Raw genomic sequence first — 15,513 nt, 5'->3', positions numbered from 1 at the left:
GGGGGGGTGGGTCAGGTGGTGGTGCAGGTGGTGCCGTTGAGGGTGAAGGTGGTGGGGGCGGGGTTGGTGGTGCCTCTGGTGCCGATGAAGCCGAGGGTGACCGAGCCGCCGGCGGGGATGGTGCGGGTCCAGTCCGCGGGGGTGACGCTGACGGTGTTCCCGTTCTGGGCGGGGGTGCCGCCCCACATGTTGGTGACCCTCTGCCCGGCGGGGAAGGCGAAGTCCAGGGTCCAGCCGGTCAGGGCGGTGGCGGCGGTGTTGCGGATGACGATCTCGCCCTGGAAGCCGCTGCCCCAGTCGCCCGCCACCCGGTAGTCCACACCGCAGGTGCCGGCGGGGGCGTCGTCGGTGGTGACGGTGACGGCGGCGGAGCGGGCCGAGCGGTTCCCGGCCGCGTCCCGGGCGTAGACGGCGAAGGTGTGGGCGGTGCCCGCGCTCAGGCCGGTCACGGTCGCCCGGTTCACCGCGGAGGAGGCCACCGCGCTCTCACCGCCGCCGTCCACGCGGACCACCTCATAGCCGCTGACCCCCACATTGTCGGTGGCGGCCGTCCACTGAAGCGTCACCGAGGAAGCCGTCACCCCCGAGACCACCGGCACCCCCGGCACCGACGGCGCCTCGGTGTCACCGCCGGTGCCGGGCCCCACGTCGAGGACGAAGGTGGTGATGCTCCGTGCGGGGAGTTCGCCGGTGAAGGAGCCGCCGGAGACGCCGATCCCGCCCCGGGGCGCGAGAGTGCGGCCGGCGTCCGTCAGCCAGGACGAGGCCCCGGAGATGGTGGTGTCCGCCAGGGTGAACTGCTGGCTCACCGGCGAGGTGCCCTTGTTGACGGCGACGATCACGACCTTGGAGTCACCGCCCTTGTAGGCCGAGACGTAGACGTCGGCCTGCGGACTGGAGGCCGCGTTGAGCCGCACATAGCCGGGGCGGACGAATTTCGAGAAATGCGCGATGCTCGCGCCGCGCTTGCTGATCTGCCCGTCCTCCCGCATGGGGCCGTAGCTGCGCCGGATGTACCACCAGACGTACGCCTGGAAACCGGCGTCCACCATGGCGTGGTGGACGTGCTGTCCGACATCGAGCGCCTGCGGCCACAGGTCCGCCGAATCGCTGCTGTTGGGGTAGTAGACCTCGGTCATCCACAGTTCCTTGCCCGCGCCCTTCTGCTGGAAGAGGGGGTAGGGGAAGTTCCCGTACTGCGTGCCGTAGAGGTGCGCCCCCAGAATGTCCAGATTGGCCAGTGCCGCGGGGTCGTTGAGAATCGGGTCCGAAAGGCTCTTGACGTACTGGAAGGACTCCGGCGCGATGATCCGGGTGCTGATGGAACCGGCGTTCTCCCGCAGGAAGCGGACGATCTCGGCCGGGGTCCACCATGTCCAGTCGTGCGCGTAGTCGGGCTCGTTCTGCACGGAGATGGCATACAGATCCACCCCGTTGTCCCTCATGAACCCGACGAAGTCGTCGAGGTGCTGCGCGTAGGCGCCGTACATGTCGTACCGCAGGCGCCGGGCGTCGGTCTGGCTCCCGCGGACGAAGGTCTCCGTCATGTGCGCGGGGGGATTCCACGGGGAGGCGATGACGGTGGCCCCGTGCTCGATGGCGCGCCTGGCCGTGGCCACCTCGCGGCTCCAGTTCGCCCGGTCCTCGTGGACGGGGATGCGCAGCACGGTGAACCCGAGCTGCCCCTCGCCGTTGCCGAAGGCCGTGTCCCGCTGGGCGGCGGTCAGGTCACTGATCCACACCGTGTGATTCATGCCGCCGAAGCCCTTGATCGTCTGCCGCTCGGCCGACAGGTCGATCAGCACATCGGTGGCCGCCGCCGCGGACGGCGCGCCGAACAGCCCCAGCGCGGGTGCCGTGGCCGCGGCCACCGGCACGGCCCCGAGCGCGGCCAGAACGGCCCTCCGGCTCGGTGCCGCCGCTTCCCGCCCCCCGGGTGCGTGCTGCCGTGGTGTCATGGTGGTCCTCCCGAATCTGCGGTGGTCCGCCTCGGCCCTGCCGCCCGGCGGGCGCAGGCGTTGCGCGGCTCTGGGAGCGCTCCCATCCGCGGATGGGCGTCACGGGCTGTGCGAGGTTCCGGACGAGTGCCTGGCCTGGGATGAAATGGGCATGACAGCAAGCGCTTACGGTGAGGGATTGTCAGCGACCACACGGCAACCGTCAAGGAGTCACGCGTCCGGCCGCGGGAAACCGGCCGTCGGTGCGCCAGGAACGCAGCAGGTCCGCCTCCGGCCCCGGGGAGGCGGCGATCGCCTCCGCGAGTGCCGTGTCGAGCAGCTCGTCGAGGCGGACCCGCCGGTCGGCGCGCGCGGACTCCACGGCCGCCATGACCATGGCGAGGCTCATGATGTTGTCGTGGATCTCGCCCATGGGCACGGTGCCGGTGCGCAGCGCGTGCACGAACTCCGCCAGCGCGCCGGCCACCCCGCGCGCCGCCGTCACCGGCCCGGGGGCGGGGGCGGCCTGCCGCCCGGCCGCCGCCGCCACGTCGAGGGCCCGGCCGCCGTCCCAGACCGCGGAGCCGTGCTCGCCGCTGAGCCGCCAGCGGCCGTTCCAGGAGGTCTCCAGCCCCGGGCTGCACCAACTGCCGGTGTAGACGTACCGGATGCCGCCCGTCATCTCGAAGACGGCGGTGGCGGCGGCATCACCGGCGTACCAGCTCCAGGAGGGGCTGTACTCCTCGCAGCGGACCGACACCGGCTCGGCGGCCAGCAGCCAGCGCGCGGTGTCGAACGGGTGTATCGCCATGTCGAGCAGCAGCGGGTGGTCCATGGCGTCGCGGAAGCCGCCGAAGCGCGGTGCGCGGAAGAACTCGGTGGTGAGGACGGCGAGCCGGCCCAGCCGGCCGGCATGTTCCCGGAAGGCGGAAAGCTGCGGGTGATAGCGGCGGGTCTGGCCGACCATGAAGAGGCGGCCGGCCAGCCCGGCCGTGGCGGCCAGGCGCAGCGCCTCGGGCAGGGTGGCGGCGGCCGGTTTCTCGCCGAGGACGGGCAGGCCGAGCCCGAGGGCCTCCAGAGTCACGGGCAGATGGGCCACGGGAACGGTCACGTCGATGACGGCGTCGGGCCGGGCCGCCGGTGCCAGCGCGGTCAGGGTCGTCCCGGTCGGCACGGCGCCGGCCCCCGTCTCCTCGGCGGCCTTGCGGGCCTCGGCCGCGTCGATGTCCACGACGCCGGCCAGCACGACATCGGGGGAGTCCTGGACGGCGCGCAGCCAGTACCGTGCCATGACTCCGGCGCCCACCAGCACCACGCGCAGCGGCCCGCCGGGCGGGACGGTGGCGAAGGCCGGCCTGCCGCTCATCCGGTCACGCCCGCCCGCCGGCGTCGAACCAGCCGGCCTCGCTGTGGATCAGCTTCGGCTTTCCCCGGAAGCCGTCGGGGGCGGCCCAGCGTACGGCGTTGGCGATCACCCGGCGCACATCCGGGTGGTGGTAGACGGGGTAGTCCTGGTCGCCGGGGCTGAAGTAGAAGATCCTGCCGTGGCCGCGGCGGAAGGTGCAGCCGCTGCGGAACACCTCGCCGCCGCTGAAGGAGCTGACGAAGACCAGCTCGTCGGGGACCGGGATGTCGAAGAACTCCCCGTACATCTCCTGCTGTTCGATCACGATGGGATGCGGCACGCCGGCGGCGATCGGATGCCCGGGGGCGAGAGTCCAGACCAGTTCGCGTTCGCCCGCGGCACGCCAGCGCAGGGTGCAGGTGGTGCCCATCAGCCGGGTGAAGATCTTCGACCAGTGCCCGGAGTGCAGCACGATCAGGCCCATCCCGCCGAGCACCCGCCGGCGCACCCGCTCCACCACCTCGTCGGAGACCTCGCGGTGGGCCAGATGCCCCCACCAGGTCAGGACGTCCGTCCCGGCAAGCACCTGTTCGGTCAGCCCGTGCTCGGGCTCGTCCAGGGTGGCGGTGCGCAGCCGCGCCCCGTCGCCCAGATGCTCCGCGATGCCCTCGGCGATGGCGCCGTGGATGCCGCGCGGATATCTGGCGGCCACCTCGGCGTGGAGCCGCTCGTCGCGGCCCTCGTTCCAGACCGTGACCCGCAGGGGTTGTGGTGAGGCATGCGTCGCTGACATCCGGACCGAGCCCTCCTCCGTCGCAGGGTGTCTGCCGGTATATCCAGGGCCAATTTGCGAAACTTCGATAGGGCAGCTTGACGCCGGTGCCGAGAGGCGTCAAGAGTTCCGGAGCATACTCTTCCGAGGTCCATGGTTTTGTCCTGGATTTTCCGAATATACCCGGGTTTTGGTGACGGACAGTGGTGACCTCCCCCGGTGATGGTTAGGAAACCACCTGCCGGGAGGGCTAGAGTGTGCGAAAAGTGTCGGGAGAACAGAGAGCGGATCGTGACCGGTACGAGCATGCAGCGTGCCACGCTCGCGCAGATTGCCGAGACCGCCGGCGTGTCGGTCTCCACCGTCTCCAAGGTCCTCAACGGCCGGGACGACGTCTCGCGGGACACCCGTGCCAAGGTCGACTCCGCCCTGCGCCGGCACCGCTATGTGCGCCGCGGTGCCTCGCTCGACCCGGCGGTGCGCACCGTCGACCTGGTGATGAGCGGGCTGGACGGCTCCTGGCCGGCGAGTGTCGCCAGCGGCATGGAGGCCGCCGCGTACGAGGCGAGGGTGCATGTCTCGATCCATGTGGCGCGGTCGGCCCGCTCCGCCCCCCACGCGGCGGGCGGCACCGCGGGCCAGGACTGGGTGGACCGGGTCCTGGAGCGCGGTTCCGAGGGCGTGGTGCTGGGCCTTGTCGAACCGGCCTCCGGCCAGCTCGCCCGGCTCCGGCAGGCCGATGTGCCGTGCGTGGTCATCGACCCGCTGAGCGACCCGCCGCCCGACGTGGTCTCGGTCGGCACCACCAACTGGGCCGGCGCCTACGAGGCGACCAGCCATCTCCTTCAGCGCGGCCACCGCCGCATCGCGCTGGTGACCGGCCCGCCGGATCACCTCTACGCGCGGGCGCGCACCGCGGGCTATCACTCGGCCATGGCGGCGGCGGGCCTCGGCCCGGCCCCGGAGCTGATCCGGAACGGCACCTACGACCGGGCCAGCGGAGCGGAGCAGGTGCGGGCGCTGCTCGCGCTGCCCGAGCCCCCGACGGCGCTGTTCATCTGCTCCGACCACATGGCCATCGGCGGCTACGAGGCGGTCTCCGAGGCGGGGCTGCGGGTGCCGGAGGACATCAGTGTCGTCGGCTTCGACGATCTGCCCGAGGCCCGGTGGGTGTCCCCGGCGCTGACGACCGTGCGCCAGCCGCTCAAGGAGATGGGCGGCAGCGCGCTGCGGACCCTGGTCCGGCTGCTGAACGGTGACGAGCTGGAGACCCCCCGCATCGAACTGGCCACCACGCTGGTCGTCCGCGACAGCACGGCCCCGCTCCGCTGACCCTCGCACCCCGGGCTCCCCGGGCCGGACTTCCGGCCCGGGGAGCCCGGCTGTGTCAGAAGCCTTGACGGTGTGCGAGGTGCGTTCCTACTCTCCCGGTTGTTGCGAAACTTTTCGTCCCGGGAATCCCGGCTGCACGGCCGTCAGGAGAGGAGCTGAAGTCCGTGACCTCTGGACAGCGGCAGGCGATGGTGGTGCGAGGAGGCTGGGACGGCCACCACCCCGTGGAAACCACCGACCTCTTCATCCCCTTTCTCGAACGGCACGGCTTCCGGGTCCTGGTCGAGGACTGCCTGGAGGTGTACGAGGAGGAGGGACTCCTCGCCGAGACCGACCTGATCGTGCAGTGCTGGACCGGGGGCGACATCACCCGGCGGGAATCCGCCGGACTGGTCGCGGCCGTCCGGTCCGGTACCGGACTGGCCGGCTGGCACGGCGGCATCCTGGACGCCTTCCGCGGCAGCCTGGACTACCAGCTGCTGACGGGGGGCCAGTTCGTCGCCGTCCCGCCGAATCCGGGCCGGCACCGGGTCCTGCTGTCCGCGGGCCGTCCGGAGCACCCGGTCGTCGCCGGGCTCGGCGACTTCGAGATCGACGCCGAGCCGTACTGGACACTGAGCGATCCCCTGAACGACGTGCTGGCGACCGTCACCGTGGACGCCGACGAGACCCGCTCCCGGCCCGCGAACATCCCCGCGGTGTGGACCAGGAACTGGGGCAAGGGCCGCGTCTTCGTGTCCACGATCGGCCACGGCCCGGAGGACTTCCGGGTCCCCGAGGTGCGCACGCTCACCGAAAGGGGCCTGCTGTGGGCGAGCCGCTGACCACCGGAACCGCCCCGCAGGCCGGGACCCGCCACTGAAATACCGGACCGGAAACGGGACCGCCGAACCCCGGACCTCCGGTCAGCACCCTCCCGGGCCGCCGTCCACCAGCACCACCAGCACCACCACCATTACCACCACCAGCACGGAACACCACCGTCGCATGCCAGGGCCGAACACCCGGGGACCCGCCCCGGACCAAGGGAGCGCACCGCCCTATCCCTCTGCAGTGGAGAGCACCTGATGACAACGGCAACCCGCCCTGCCCGCCCACCATCCCGAAGAACGGCGCTGCGCGTCGTCGCGGCCGTGCTGACGGCCGCGCTGGCGCTGCTCGTGCCCGGACTGGCCGCCGCCCATCCCGGACACGGTGACGAAACGTTCAACGCGCTGGTGTTCAGCAAGACCGCCGCCTTCCGGCACGGCTCCATCGAGGCCGGCGTCGCCGCGATCGAAGCGCTCGGCGCCGAGCACGGCTTCGATGTGACGGCCACCGAGGACGCCTCCGTCTTCAACGACGAGGACCTCGCCCAGTACGAGGTGGTCATCTGGCTGTCCACCACCGGGGATGTCCTGAACGACAGTCAGCAGGCCGCCTTCGAGCGGTACATCCGCGCCGGCGGCGGCTACGCCGGCGTGCACGCCGCCGCCGACACCGAGTACGACTGGGCCTGGTACGGCGAGCTGGTGGGGGCCTACTTCTCCGGCCACCCGGCACCGCAGCAGGCCACGGTGAAGGTCGAGGACCCCGCGCACCCCTCCACCGCCGGCCTGCCCGTCCAGTGGGAACGCACCGACGAGTGGTACGACTACCGCACCAACCCCCGGGGTGATGTGCACGTCCTGGCCTCGCTGGACGAGAGCACCTACTCCGGCGGCACGATGGGCGCCGAACACCCCATCTCGTGGTGCCAGATCCATGACGGCGGCCGTTCGTGGTACACCGGCATGGGCCACGACAACGCGTCCTTCTCCGACCCGCTGTTCCTGGACCACCTGCTGGGCGGCATCCGTTCGGCCGCCGGAGTGGCCCCGTCCGACTGCGGCGCGTCCCTGACCGGCAGCTACGAGAAGGTCGTCCTGGACGACAACACCAGCAACCCGATGGAGCTGGCCATCGCCGACGACGGCCGGGTCTTCTACATCGACCGCAACGGCGAGGTGCGCGTGGTGCGCACCGACGGCACGGTCGTGACCGCCGGCACCGTGCCGGTGTACACCGGGCAGGAGTTCGGGCTGCTGGGCGTGGCCCTCGACCCGGGCTTCGCCGAGAACAACCTGCTGTACCTGTACTACTCACCGGCCGGCACCGACCCGGTGGACCGCGTCTCCCGCTTCACCGTGAACGGTGACAGCCTGGACCTCGCAAGCGAGGAGGTCCTGCTGGAGATCGACGTGCAGCGGCAGGAGTGCTGCCACGCGGGCGGGGCCCTGGAGTTCGACTCCCAGGGCAACCTCTACATCACCACCGGGGACAACACCAACCCGTTCGCCTCCGACGGCTACGCGCCCCTGGACGAGCGCCCCGGCCGCGCCGCCTGGGACGCCCAGCGCACCTCCGCCAACAGCAACTCGCTGAGCGGCAAGATCCTGCGCATCACCCCGCAGCCGGACGGCGGCTACACCGTCCCCGAGGGCAACCTGTTCCCGCCGGGGACCGCGGACACCCGGCCCGAGATCTACGCCATGGGCTTCCGCAACCCCTTCCGGATCGGCATCGACCCCACGACCGACCGGCTCTATGTCGCCGACTACGGACCCGACGCCGGGAGCAGCAACCCCGACCGCGGACCCGACGGCCGCGTCGAGTGGAACATCGTCGACGAGCCCGGCTTCTACGGCTGGCCCTACTGCGTCGGCGACAACACCCCCTACCACGAGTACGACTTCGCCACGGGTACCTCCGGGCAGGCGTACGACTGCGCCGCGCCGGTCAACGACTCCCCGAACAACACCGGCATCACCGAGCTGCCGGCGGCGATCCCGGCCGAGCTGTGGATGGGCAAGTCCGCCTCCGGGGTGCCGGAGATCGGCGGCAGCGGCGCCCCGATGACCAGCGGCGCCTACGCCTTCGACCCGGACCTGGACTCCGGCCGCAAGTGGCCGGCCTACTTCGACGGCAAGGCGGTCTTCGCCGACTGGAACGACGGCCGGCTGTTCTCCGTCCAGCCCGACGCGGAGCGCACCGGTGTCGCGGATGTCTCCCGGATGCTGGAGGGCATGGAGTTCGCCCGCCCGCACGCCCTGCAGTTCGGGCCGGACGGCGCGCTCTATGTCATCGAGTGGGGGAGCGGCTTCGGCGGCAACAACGCCGACTCCGGCGTCTACCGGGTCGACTACGTCCAGGGCAACCGTGCCCCGATCGCCCGGTTCACCGCCGACCGCACCTCGGGGCCGCTGCCGCTGGAGGTCGCGTTCGACTCCGCGGGATCGTACGACCCCGACGGGCAGCCGGTCACCTTCTCCTGGGACTTCGACGGTGACGGCACTCCCGACAGCACCGACCCGGCCCCCAGCCACACCTACACCGAGGCCGGCCGCTACACCGCCCGCCTGACCGTCACCGACTCCGAAGGCCGCAGCGCCGTGTCCAACCTGGACATCACGGCCGGCAACACCGCACCCGTGATCGAGGTGGCCGCGCCGCTCAACGGCGGGTTCTTCGAGTTCGGCGACACCATCCGCTACGAGGTGGCGGTCACCGACCCGGACGGCGGCCCGGTGGACTGCCAGGACGTCGTGGTGCAGCCGGGCCTCGGCCATGACGAGCACTCGCACGGCTACGAGCAGTACCACGGCTGCACCGGGACCTTCCCGCTGCCCGGTGACGAGGGACACATCGGCGCCAATATCTTCGGCACCGTGACGGTCACCTACACCGACCAGGGCAACGGCGACGCACCCCCGCTGACCACCCAGGAGGTGCTGGTCCTCCAGCCCAAGCACCGCGAGGCGGAGCACTTCGACGCCACCGGCCGGCTGGCCTCCTCCACCGCGGGCGGCGATCCCGGCGTCCAGCGCGAGACCACCGGCGACACCGCCGGCGGCGGCCAGAACATCGGCTACATCGAGGACGGCGACTGGTGGGCCTGGGACCCGGCCAACCTGACCGGTATCGAGGAGATCGGCCTGCGCGCCGCCTCCCCGTCCGCCGGCGCCACCGTCGAGGTCCGCACCGGCGACCCCGACACCGGCCCGGCCGTGGCCGTCATCGAGGTCGCGGCCACCGGCGACTGGCAGGTCTACGGGGACTTCACCGCACCGGTGAGCGGCGCGAGCGCCACCGCAAGCGGGCCGCTGTACTTCGTCAAGACCACCGGCCAGCTCAATGTCAACTGGGTGGAGTTCACCGGCCGCGGCGTCACCGAGAACCAGCGCCCCGAGGTGAGCGTGACCGCCGATCCGGTCACCGGCACCGCACCGCTGGAGGTGGACTTCACCGCCGAGGCGACCGACCCCGAGGGTGACTCCCTGGAGTACGCCTGGACCTTCGGCGACGGTTCCACCGCCACCGGTCCGGCCGCCACCCACACCTACACCCAGGCCGGGGACTACACCGCACGCGTCACCGTGACCGACGCCCGCGGCGCACGTTCCTCGCAGAGCGTGGCCATCGACGTCAGCCCGCCCGACGCGCTGCCGGTCTGTCTGTCCGGCAGGTCCGACGGGTTCGACGGCACCGCCCTGGACCGCGACCGGTGGACGGAGGTGGTCCGGGAGGACCAGGACCTCGCCGTCCGCGACGGCCACCTGGTCCTGCCGCTGACCAACACCGACATCTACGGCACCGGCAACAGCGGCACGCCCAACATCGTGCTCCAGGAACTGCCCGACGGGGCGTGGGAGGCCACCGCCAAGATCACCCTTGAGGCACGCCTGGCCTACCAGCAGGCCGGCCTGATCGTCTACGGCGACGACGACAACTACGCCAAGATGGTCCTCCAGGGCCGTTCCACCGGTGACCCCTCGGCGGCGAACCGGATCTTCCAGTTCATCCGGGAGGAGGCCGGCAGCCCCAACGAGGTCGGCGACAGCAACACCGCCGCACTCGGGGCGGACTACCCCGACACCTTCTGGGTGCGCTTCACCAGTGACGGCGAGAACCTGCGCGCCTTCCACAGCCCCGACGGCACCACCTTCACCGCCATGCCCGAGACCAAGAGCCTGACGGGCATCGACAACCCGCGTATCGGACTGTTCGCCCTGGCCAACCGGGCCGAGGCGCTGCCCGCGACGGCGTTTGTCGACCACTTCGTCCTCACCCCGGACGCCACCGCGACGCGGCCCGAGCCCTCCGACGAGTTCGACGGCGGCGCGCTCGACACCTGCCGCTGGTCGGATGTCGTCCGGCCGGACACCGGCGCGCTGGCGGTGGCGGACGGTGCCCTGCGCATCGACACGAGCCCCGGCGACATCTACCAGGGCGACGCGACCGATCCGCGCAACTTCGTCCTGCAGCCCGCACCCGAGGGCGACTGGACCATCGAGACCAAGGTCGACGCCTCCGCGTTCGACGAGCGCTACCAGCAGGCCGGTCTGATGGTCTACGCCGACGACACCACCTATGTGAAGTTCGACTATCTGACCACCAACGCACCCGGCGAGGCCGTCGGCCGCGCCATCGAGCTGCGCGGCGAGGCCGGCGACGTCCTCCTGGACCCGGCGCCCAACGCGGACCCGGCACCCACCCAGGGTGTCTGGCATCTGCGGCTGACCAGGAACGGTGACACCTACACCGGTTCCTACAGCGCGGACGGCGAGACCTGGACGGAGCTGCCGCCGGTGTCCAACCCGGCGCTGGCCGAGGGCACCCCCCGCTTCGGGGTCTATGCCTTCGGGGCCGGCCAGACCGCCTCGAAGCCGGCCCTGTTCGACTACTTCCGGTATGCGCCGGTGGAGTCGGACACCACCGCGCCCACCGTGGAACTCACCACCGACCCCGCCGGGCCCACCGGCGCGGACGGCTGGTGGACCACCCCGGTGACGGTGACCGCGACCGCCGAGGACGACGGGGACGGCGAGGTGTCCGTCGAGTACCGGACGGACGGCGGCGACTGGACCGCCTACACCGAGCCCGTCACCCTGTCCGGCGACGGGGCGCACACCCTGGAGGTCCGGGCCGGCGACGCCGCCGGCAACGTCTCCGAGGCCGTCGCGGCGGAGTACCGGATCGACACCACCGCCCCCGCCGTCTCCTTCGACGGGATGGCGGACGGCGACGCCCTCGGGCTGGGCGACGTCGTGGCGGCGGACGTCCTGGCCGAGGATGCCGGCTCCGGTGTGGCGGAGGTGGCGATCACCCTCGACGGCACCCCGGTGACCTCCCCGGCGCAACTGGACCCCGCCGTTCTCGGCCTGGGCGAGCACGTCCTGGCCGTCACCGCGGCCGACGTCGCGGGGAACACGGCCGAGGTCCGGGCGGCGTTCACCGTGGCCGCCGACTACGACGGCGCGATCGCCCTGGTGGAGCGCCTGGTGGCGGAGGACCGGGTGGCCGAACGGAGCGGTGACCGGCTGGTCCGGGAGCTGACCAAGGCCCAGCGGGCGCTCGCCAAGGGCCACGACAAGCAGGTCGGGAAGCGGCTGGACCGCTTCATCCGGCACGCCGAGGATCTGCCGGACGAGGAGGTGGGAGAACTGCTGCTGTCGGTGGCCGAGGCGCTGCGCGAGCAGCTCTGACGGTCGCCCGGCGGCAGCCGTCACAGGGCCCGCGAACGGCACCGCCGCCCTCCCCGCTTGTGTTCGGCCCGGCGGGGAGGGCGGCGGGCGGGCCCGCGTGGCGGGCGGAGGACCGGAGCGATCCGGCCCTTGCCGGTGGCGTCGGGGCCGGCGCGCTCCGCCCCGACGCCACCGCCGCCCCGCGCCCCGCCGGCGCGGGCGGCGCGGGCGGTGTGGTAGGTGTTGCTGTCCGGCCGGCGACACGAGGACAGGGGCGGTTTGCGGTGGGTGTGCGATTTGCGGAACTGGACTGGCAGCCCACCCCGATGGGGGAGATCAGTCTGCGGCGCCGTATCGAGCCGGTCACCGGGAAACCGGTGCACGAGGTGAAGCTCGGTGACGAGTTCCTGATGTCGGACCTGTTCACCGCCGGGGAGGAGGAGCTGGCCCGGCTGGGCCTGGCGGCGCTCGCGGAGGACACCTCGCCCGAGGTGGTGGTGGGCGGCCTGGGCCTCGGCTACACGGCCGCGACCGCGCTGGCGTCGTCCCGGGTGGCGTCGCTGCTGGTGGTGGAGGCGCTGGAGCCGGTGATCTCCTGGCACCGGCGCGGGCTGGTGCCGCTGGGCGGCCGGCTGGCCGGCGATGCGCGCTGCCGCCTGGTGCACGGGGACTTCTTCGCCATGGCCGCCGGGGACGGCTTCGACCCGGACCGGCCCCGGCGGCGGTTCGACGCGGTGCTGCTGGACATCGACCACTCCCCGGACCATGTGCTGCGGCCGGCGAACGCCGCCTTCTACACCCCGGAGGGCCTGCGGGCGCTGTCACGCCGTCTGCGGCCGGGCGGGATCTTCGCGCTGTGGTCCGACGACGCGCCCAGCGAGACCTTCGGCGGCATCCTGGCGCAGGTGTTCACCGAGGTCACCGCACAGGTGGTGACCTTCCCCAACCCACTGCGCGGCGGCACCGCGAGCAACACCGTCTACCTGGCCCGCAACCGGGACCGCTGAACCTCCCGCGCCCTCCCGCCCTGCCCGCCCGTGCTCCGGCCCCACCGTTGACAGGGGAGCGGCGGGAGGGCTACGTTCTCGACACAATCTCGAACAGCATTCGAGATATCGAACGAATGTCATGGCTCCCGGATCTCTCCGCCTCCCGGCGGGGGCCGGGGTATCCGGGGTGCGCGGACGGGTGCGGGAGGATGACGGGAAGGGCTGCATGTTCGCTTCCTCGAACGGTAGCCGACATGCCGGGCAGCCGGCGCCTTCCGTTCCCTCCGCTCCCGTCACTCCGGCGCGAAGCACGCAAGGAGCGGAGTCCATGCCCCAGTGCGCCTTCCCCGACCGGGAGATCTGGTTCCTGACCGGCAGCCAGGACCTGTACGGCGAGCAGACCCTGCACCAGGTGGCCGAGCAGTCCCGCTATGTGGCGGAGTCCCTCGACGAGTCCCCGGGAACGGCCGCCCGGGTGATCTGGAAGCCGGTGCTGACCGACGCCGAGTCGATCCGCCGGGTGTGCCTGGAGGCCAACGCCTCGGACGACTGCGTCGGGGTCGTCCTGTGGATGCACACCTTCTCCCCGGCCAGGATGTGGATCGCCGGACTGGGCGTCCTGGACCGCCCCGTGCTGCATCTGCACACCCAGTACAACCTGTCGCTGCCCTGGCAGAGCATCGACATGGACTTCATGAACCTCAACCAGGCCGCGCACGGCGACCGCGAGGCCGCGCATCTGGAAGCCCGCCTCGGCCTGCCGCGGAAGATCGTCGCCGGCCACTTCAGCGAGCCCCGCACCCTGCGGCGGATCGCCGACTGGTCGCGCGCCGCCGTCGGCCGGCACACCGCCCGCACCCTCCGGCTGGCCCGCTTCGGCGACACCATGCGCAATGTCGCGGTCACCGAGGGGGACAAGGTGGAGGCGCAGCTCCGCTTCGGCTTCTCGGCCAACACCTATGGCGTCAACGATCTGGTGGCGGCCGTGGACGCGGTCGCGGACCGGGACGTCGACGACCTGGTGGCCGCCTACGAGGACGAATACCGGGTGGTGCACGCGCTGCGGCGCGGCGGCCCCCGGCACGACGCGCTGCGCCAGGCCGCCCGCATCGAGGCAGGGCTGCGCGCGTTCCTCACCGACGGCGGCTTCACCGCCTTCACCACCAACTTCGAGGACCTCGGCGGACTGCGCCAGCTTCCCGGCCTGGCCGTGCAGCGGCTGATGGCGGACGGCTACGGCTTCGGCGGCGAGGGCGACTGGAAGACCGCGGCCCTGCTGCGGATCATGAAGGTGATGGCGCGGGGCCTGCCCGGCGGCACCTCCTTCATGGAGGACTACACCTACGACCTCGGCCCCGGCACCCCGAAGGTGCTGGGCGCCCACATGCTGGAGGTCTGCCCCTCCATAGCGGCGGCCACGCCGAGCTGCGAGATCCACCCGCTGTCCATCGGCGGCCGGGAGGACCCGGTGCGGCTGGTCTTCGACGCCGCCCCGGGCGACGGCCTGCTGGCCGGACTGTCCGATCTGGGGGACCGGTTCCGGCTCACCCTCAACGAGGTGGACATCGTGCCCCCCGCCCTGCCGCTGAGCCGGCTGCCGGCCGCACGGGCCGTCTGGGTGCCGCGCCCCTCCCTCGCCGAGGCCGCGGAGAGCTGGCTGCTGGCCGGGGCACCGCACCACACCGTCCTCAGCTCCGCCCTCACCACCGAAGTCCTCGCCGACTTCGCCGACATGTGCGGCACCGAACTCCTCACGATCGGCGCGGACACCACCCCCCGGCAGTTCGCCCGGGAGATCCGCTGGAACCAGGCGTACTACCGCCTGGGCCGCGCCCTGTGATCACCGCACCGCCACGAAAGGAAACAACGGCATGACCGTCACCGTCCCGGACGCCCTGCGCCAGGAGGTCCTGGAGGCCAATCTCGCCATCCCGGCCGCCGGGCTGGCGACTCTGACCTGGGGCAATGTCAGCGGTGTGGACCGGGAGGCCGGGGTCTTCGTGATCAAGCCCTCCGGAGTCTCCTACGACCGGCTCACCGCCCGGGACCTGGTCACCGTCCGGCTGTCGGACGGCGCCGTGGTGGACGGCGATCTGCGGCCCTCCACCGACACCGAGACCCACCGCTGCCTGTATCTGGCGTTCCCCTCCATAGGCGGGGTCACGCACACCCACTCCACCCACGCGGTCGCCTTCGCCCAGGCCCGCCGCGACATACCCGTCCTGGGCACCACCCACGCCGACACCTTCAACGGCCCGGTGCCCTGCACCCCCAACCTCACGCCCGAGCAGTGCGCCGAGGACTACGAGTACAACACCGGCCGGGTCATCGTGGACATGCTGGCGAGCGACGACGACCGCGCCGCCGAGGTGCCCGCCGCCCTGGTCGCCCACCACGGACCGTTCACCTGGGGCTCCGGCGCGCGGAAGTCCTTCGAGCACGCGGTGATCTGCGAGGCGGTGGCCGAGATGGCCCTGCGCACCCTGGAGCTGGGCTCGCCCGTCACCCCGCCGCGCCACCTCCTCGACCGGCACTACACCCGCAAGCACGGCCCCGGCGCCTACTACGGCAACCCCTGAGCCCTCGACCACCGGGGGATCCCGCGCCGCCGGCCGGCGAACGGCCCGGCTCCCGCGCTCGGGCACGGGAGCCGGGC

9 protein-coding genes are annotated in these 15,513 nt (G+C 72.0%); 6 read left to right on the top strand and 3 right to left on the bottom strand.

Annotated elements, in window-relative coordinates; genetic code table 11:
* Nucleotides 1-11: 11 nt before the first annotated feature.
* The 3 genes from xynC to BM242_RS26965 form a co-directional block, all read right to left on the bottom strand.
* The gene (gene xynC, locus BM242_RS26975) at nucleotides 12-1,958 is read right to left on the bottom strand and encodes a glucuronoarabinoxylan endo-1,4-beta-xylanase XynC (protein ID WP_093841565.1); all 1,947 of its coding nucleotides are present in this window, start codon (nucleotides 1,956-1,958) and stop codon (nucleotides 12-14) included.
* Between the two features lie 202 nt (nucleotides 1,959-2,160).
* On the bottom strand, nucleotides 2,161-3,303 hold the full coding sequence (locus tag BM242_RS26970; RefSeq protein WP_093841564.1) for a Gfo/Idh/MocA family protein: 1,143 nt from the start codon (nucleotides 3,301-3,303) through the stop codon (nucleotides 2,161-2,163).
* Between the two features lie 4 nt (nucleotides 3,304-3,307).
* Nucleotides 3,308-4,075 carry a ThuA domain-containing protein gene (locus BM242_RS26965; RefSeq protein WP_093841563.1) on the bottom strand — a complete coding sequence of 256 codons (768 nt, stop codon included), beginning with the start codon at nucleotides 4,073-4,075 and terminating at the stop codon, nucleotides 3,308-3,310.
* Nucleotides 4,076-4,360: 285 nt separating this feature from the next.
* Here BM242_RS26965 and BM242_RS26960 point away from each other — a divergent pair, with 285 nt between their 5' ends.
* The 6 genes from BM242_RS26960 to araD all read left to right on the top strand — a co-directional run bounded on the left by BM242_RS26960 (nucleotide 4,361) and on the right by araD (nucleotide 15,436).
* The gene (locus BM242_RS26960) at nucleotides 4,361-5,386 is read left to right on the top strand and encodes a LacI family DNA-binding transcriptional regulator (RefSeq protein WP_093841562.1); all 1,026 of its coding nucleotides are present in this window, start codon (nucleotides 4,361-4,363) and stop codon (nucleotides 5,384-5,386) included.
* 164 nt (nucleotides 5,387-5,550) lie between these two features.
* Nucleotides 5,551-6,210, top strand: coding sequence for a ThuA domain-containing protein (locus BM242_RS26955; RefSeq protein ID WP_245834559.1), 660 nt, complete (start codon nucleotides 5,551-5,553; stop codon nucleotides 6,208-6,210).
* A 243-nt stretch (nucleotides 6,211-6,453) separates the two neighbouring features.
* Nucleotides 6,454-11,889 carry a ThuA domain-containing protein gene (locus BM242_RS26950; protein WP_093841560.1) on the top strand — a complete coding sequence of 1,812 codons (5,436 nt, stop codon included), beginning with the start codon at nucleotides 6,454-6,456 and terminating at the stop codon, nucleotides 11,887-11,889.
* 263 nt (nucleotides 11,890-12,152) lie between these two features.
* A complete protein-coding gene (locus BM242_RS26945; RefSeq protein ID WP_093841559.1) occupies nucleotides 12,153-12,875 on the top strand; it encodes a polyamine aminopropyltransferase in 723 nt (240 codons plus the stop codon).
* 310 nt (nucleotides 12,876-13,185) lie between these two features.
* Nucleotides 13,186-14,697 carry an L-arabinose isomerase gene (gene araA / locus BM242_RS26940; protein WP_093841558.1) on the top strand — a complete coding sequence of 504 codons (1,512 nt, stop codon included), beginning with the start codon at nucleotides 13,186-13,188 and terminating at the stop codon, nucleotides 14,695-14,697.
* Between the two features lie 31 nt (nucleotides 14,698-14,728).
* Complete coding sequence (gene araD, locus BM242_RS26935) at nucleotides 14,729-15,436, top strand: L-ribulose-5-phosphate 4-epimerase AraD (protein WP_093841557.1); 708 nt, start codon at nucleotides 14,729-14,731, stop codon at nucleotides 15,434-15,436.
* The last annotated feature ends 77 nt before the right edge of the window (nucleotides 15,437-15,513 follow it).

Origin of the sequence: Streptomyces aidingensis, assembly GCF_900112355.1 — a bacterium.
In the GTDB taxonomy this organism is placed as follows: Bacteria; Actinomycetota; Actinomycetes; order Streptomycetales; family Streptomycetaceae; genus Streptomyces; species Streptomyces aidingensis.
The sequence above is the reverse complement of the archived record's forward strand: the minus strand, read 5'-3'. Positions and strand labels throughout refer to the sequence as shown.

Excerpts from the sequence above, each read along its gene's own strand:
- xynC (WP_093841565.1), bottom strand. The coding sequence starts at position 1,958 with ATGACACCACGGCAGCACGCACCCGGGGGGCGGGAAGCGGCGGCACCG.
- BM242_RS26970 (WP_093841564.1), bottom strand. The coding sequence starts at position 3,303 with ATGAGCGGCAGGCCGGCCTTCGCCACCGTCCCGCCCGGCGGGCCGCTG.
- BM242_RS26965 (WP_093841563.1), bottom strand. The coding sequence starts at position 4,075 with ATGTCAGCGACGCATGCCTCACCACAACCCCTGCGGGTCACGGTCTGG.
- BM242_RS26960 (WP_093841562.1), top strand. The coding sequence starts at position 4,361 with ATGCAGCGTGCCACGCTCGCGCAGATTGCCGAGACCGCCGGCGTGTCG.
- BM242_RS26950 (WP_093841560.1), top strand. The coding sequence starts at position 6,454 with ATGACAACGGCAACCCGCCCTGCCCGCCCACCATCCCGAAGAACGGCG.
- araA (WP_093841558.1), top strand. The coding sequence starts at position 13,186 with ATGCCCCAGTGCGCCTTCCCCGACCGGGAGATCTGGTTCCTGACCGGC.
- araD (WP_093841557.1), top strand. The coding sequence starts at position 14,729 with ATGACCGTCACCGTCCCGGACGCCCTGCGCCAGGAGGTCCTGGAGGCC.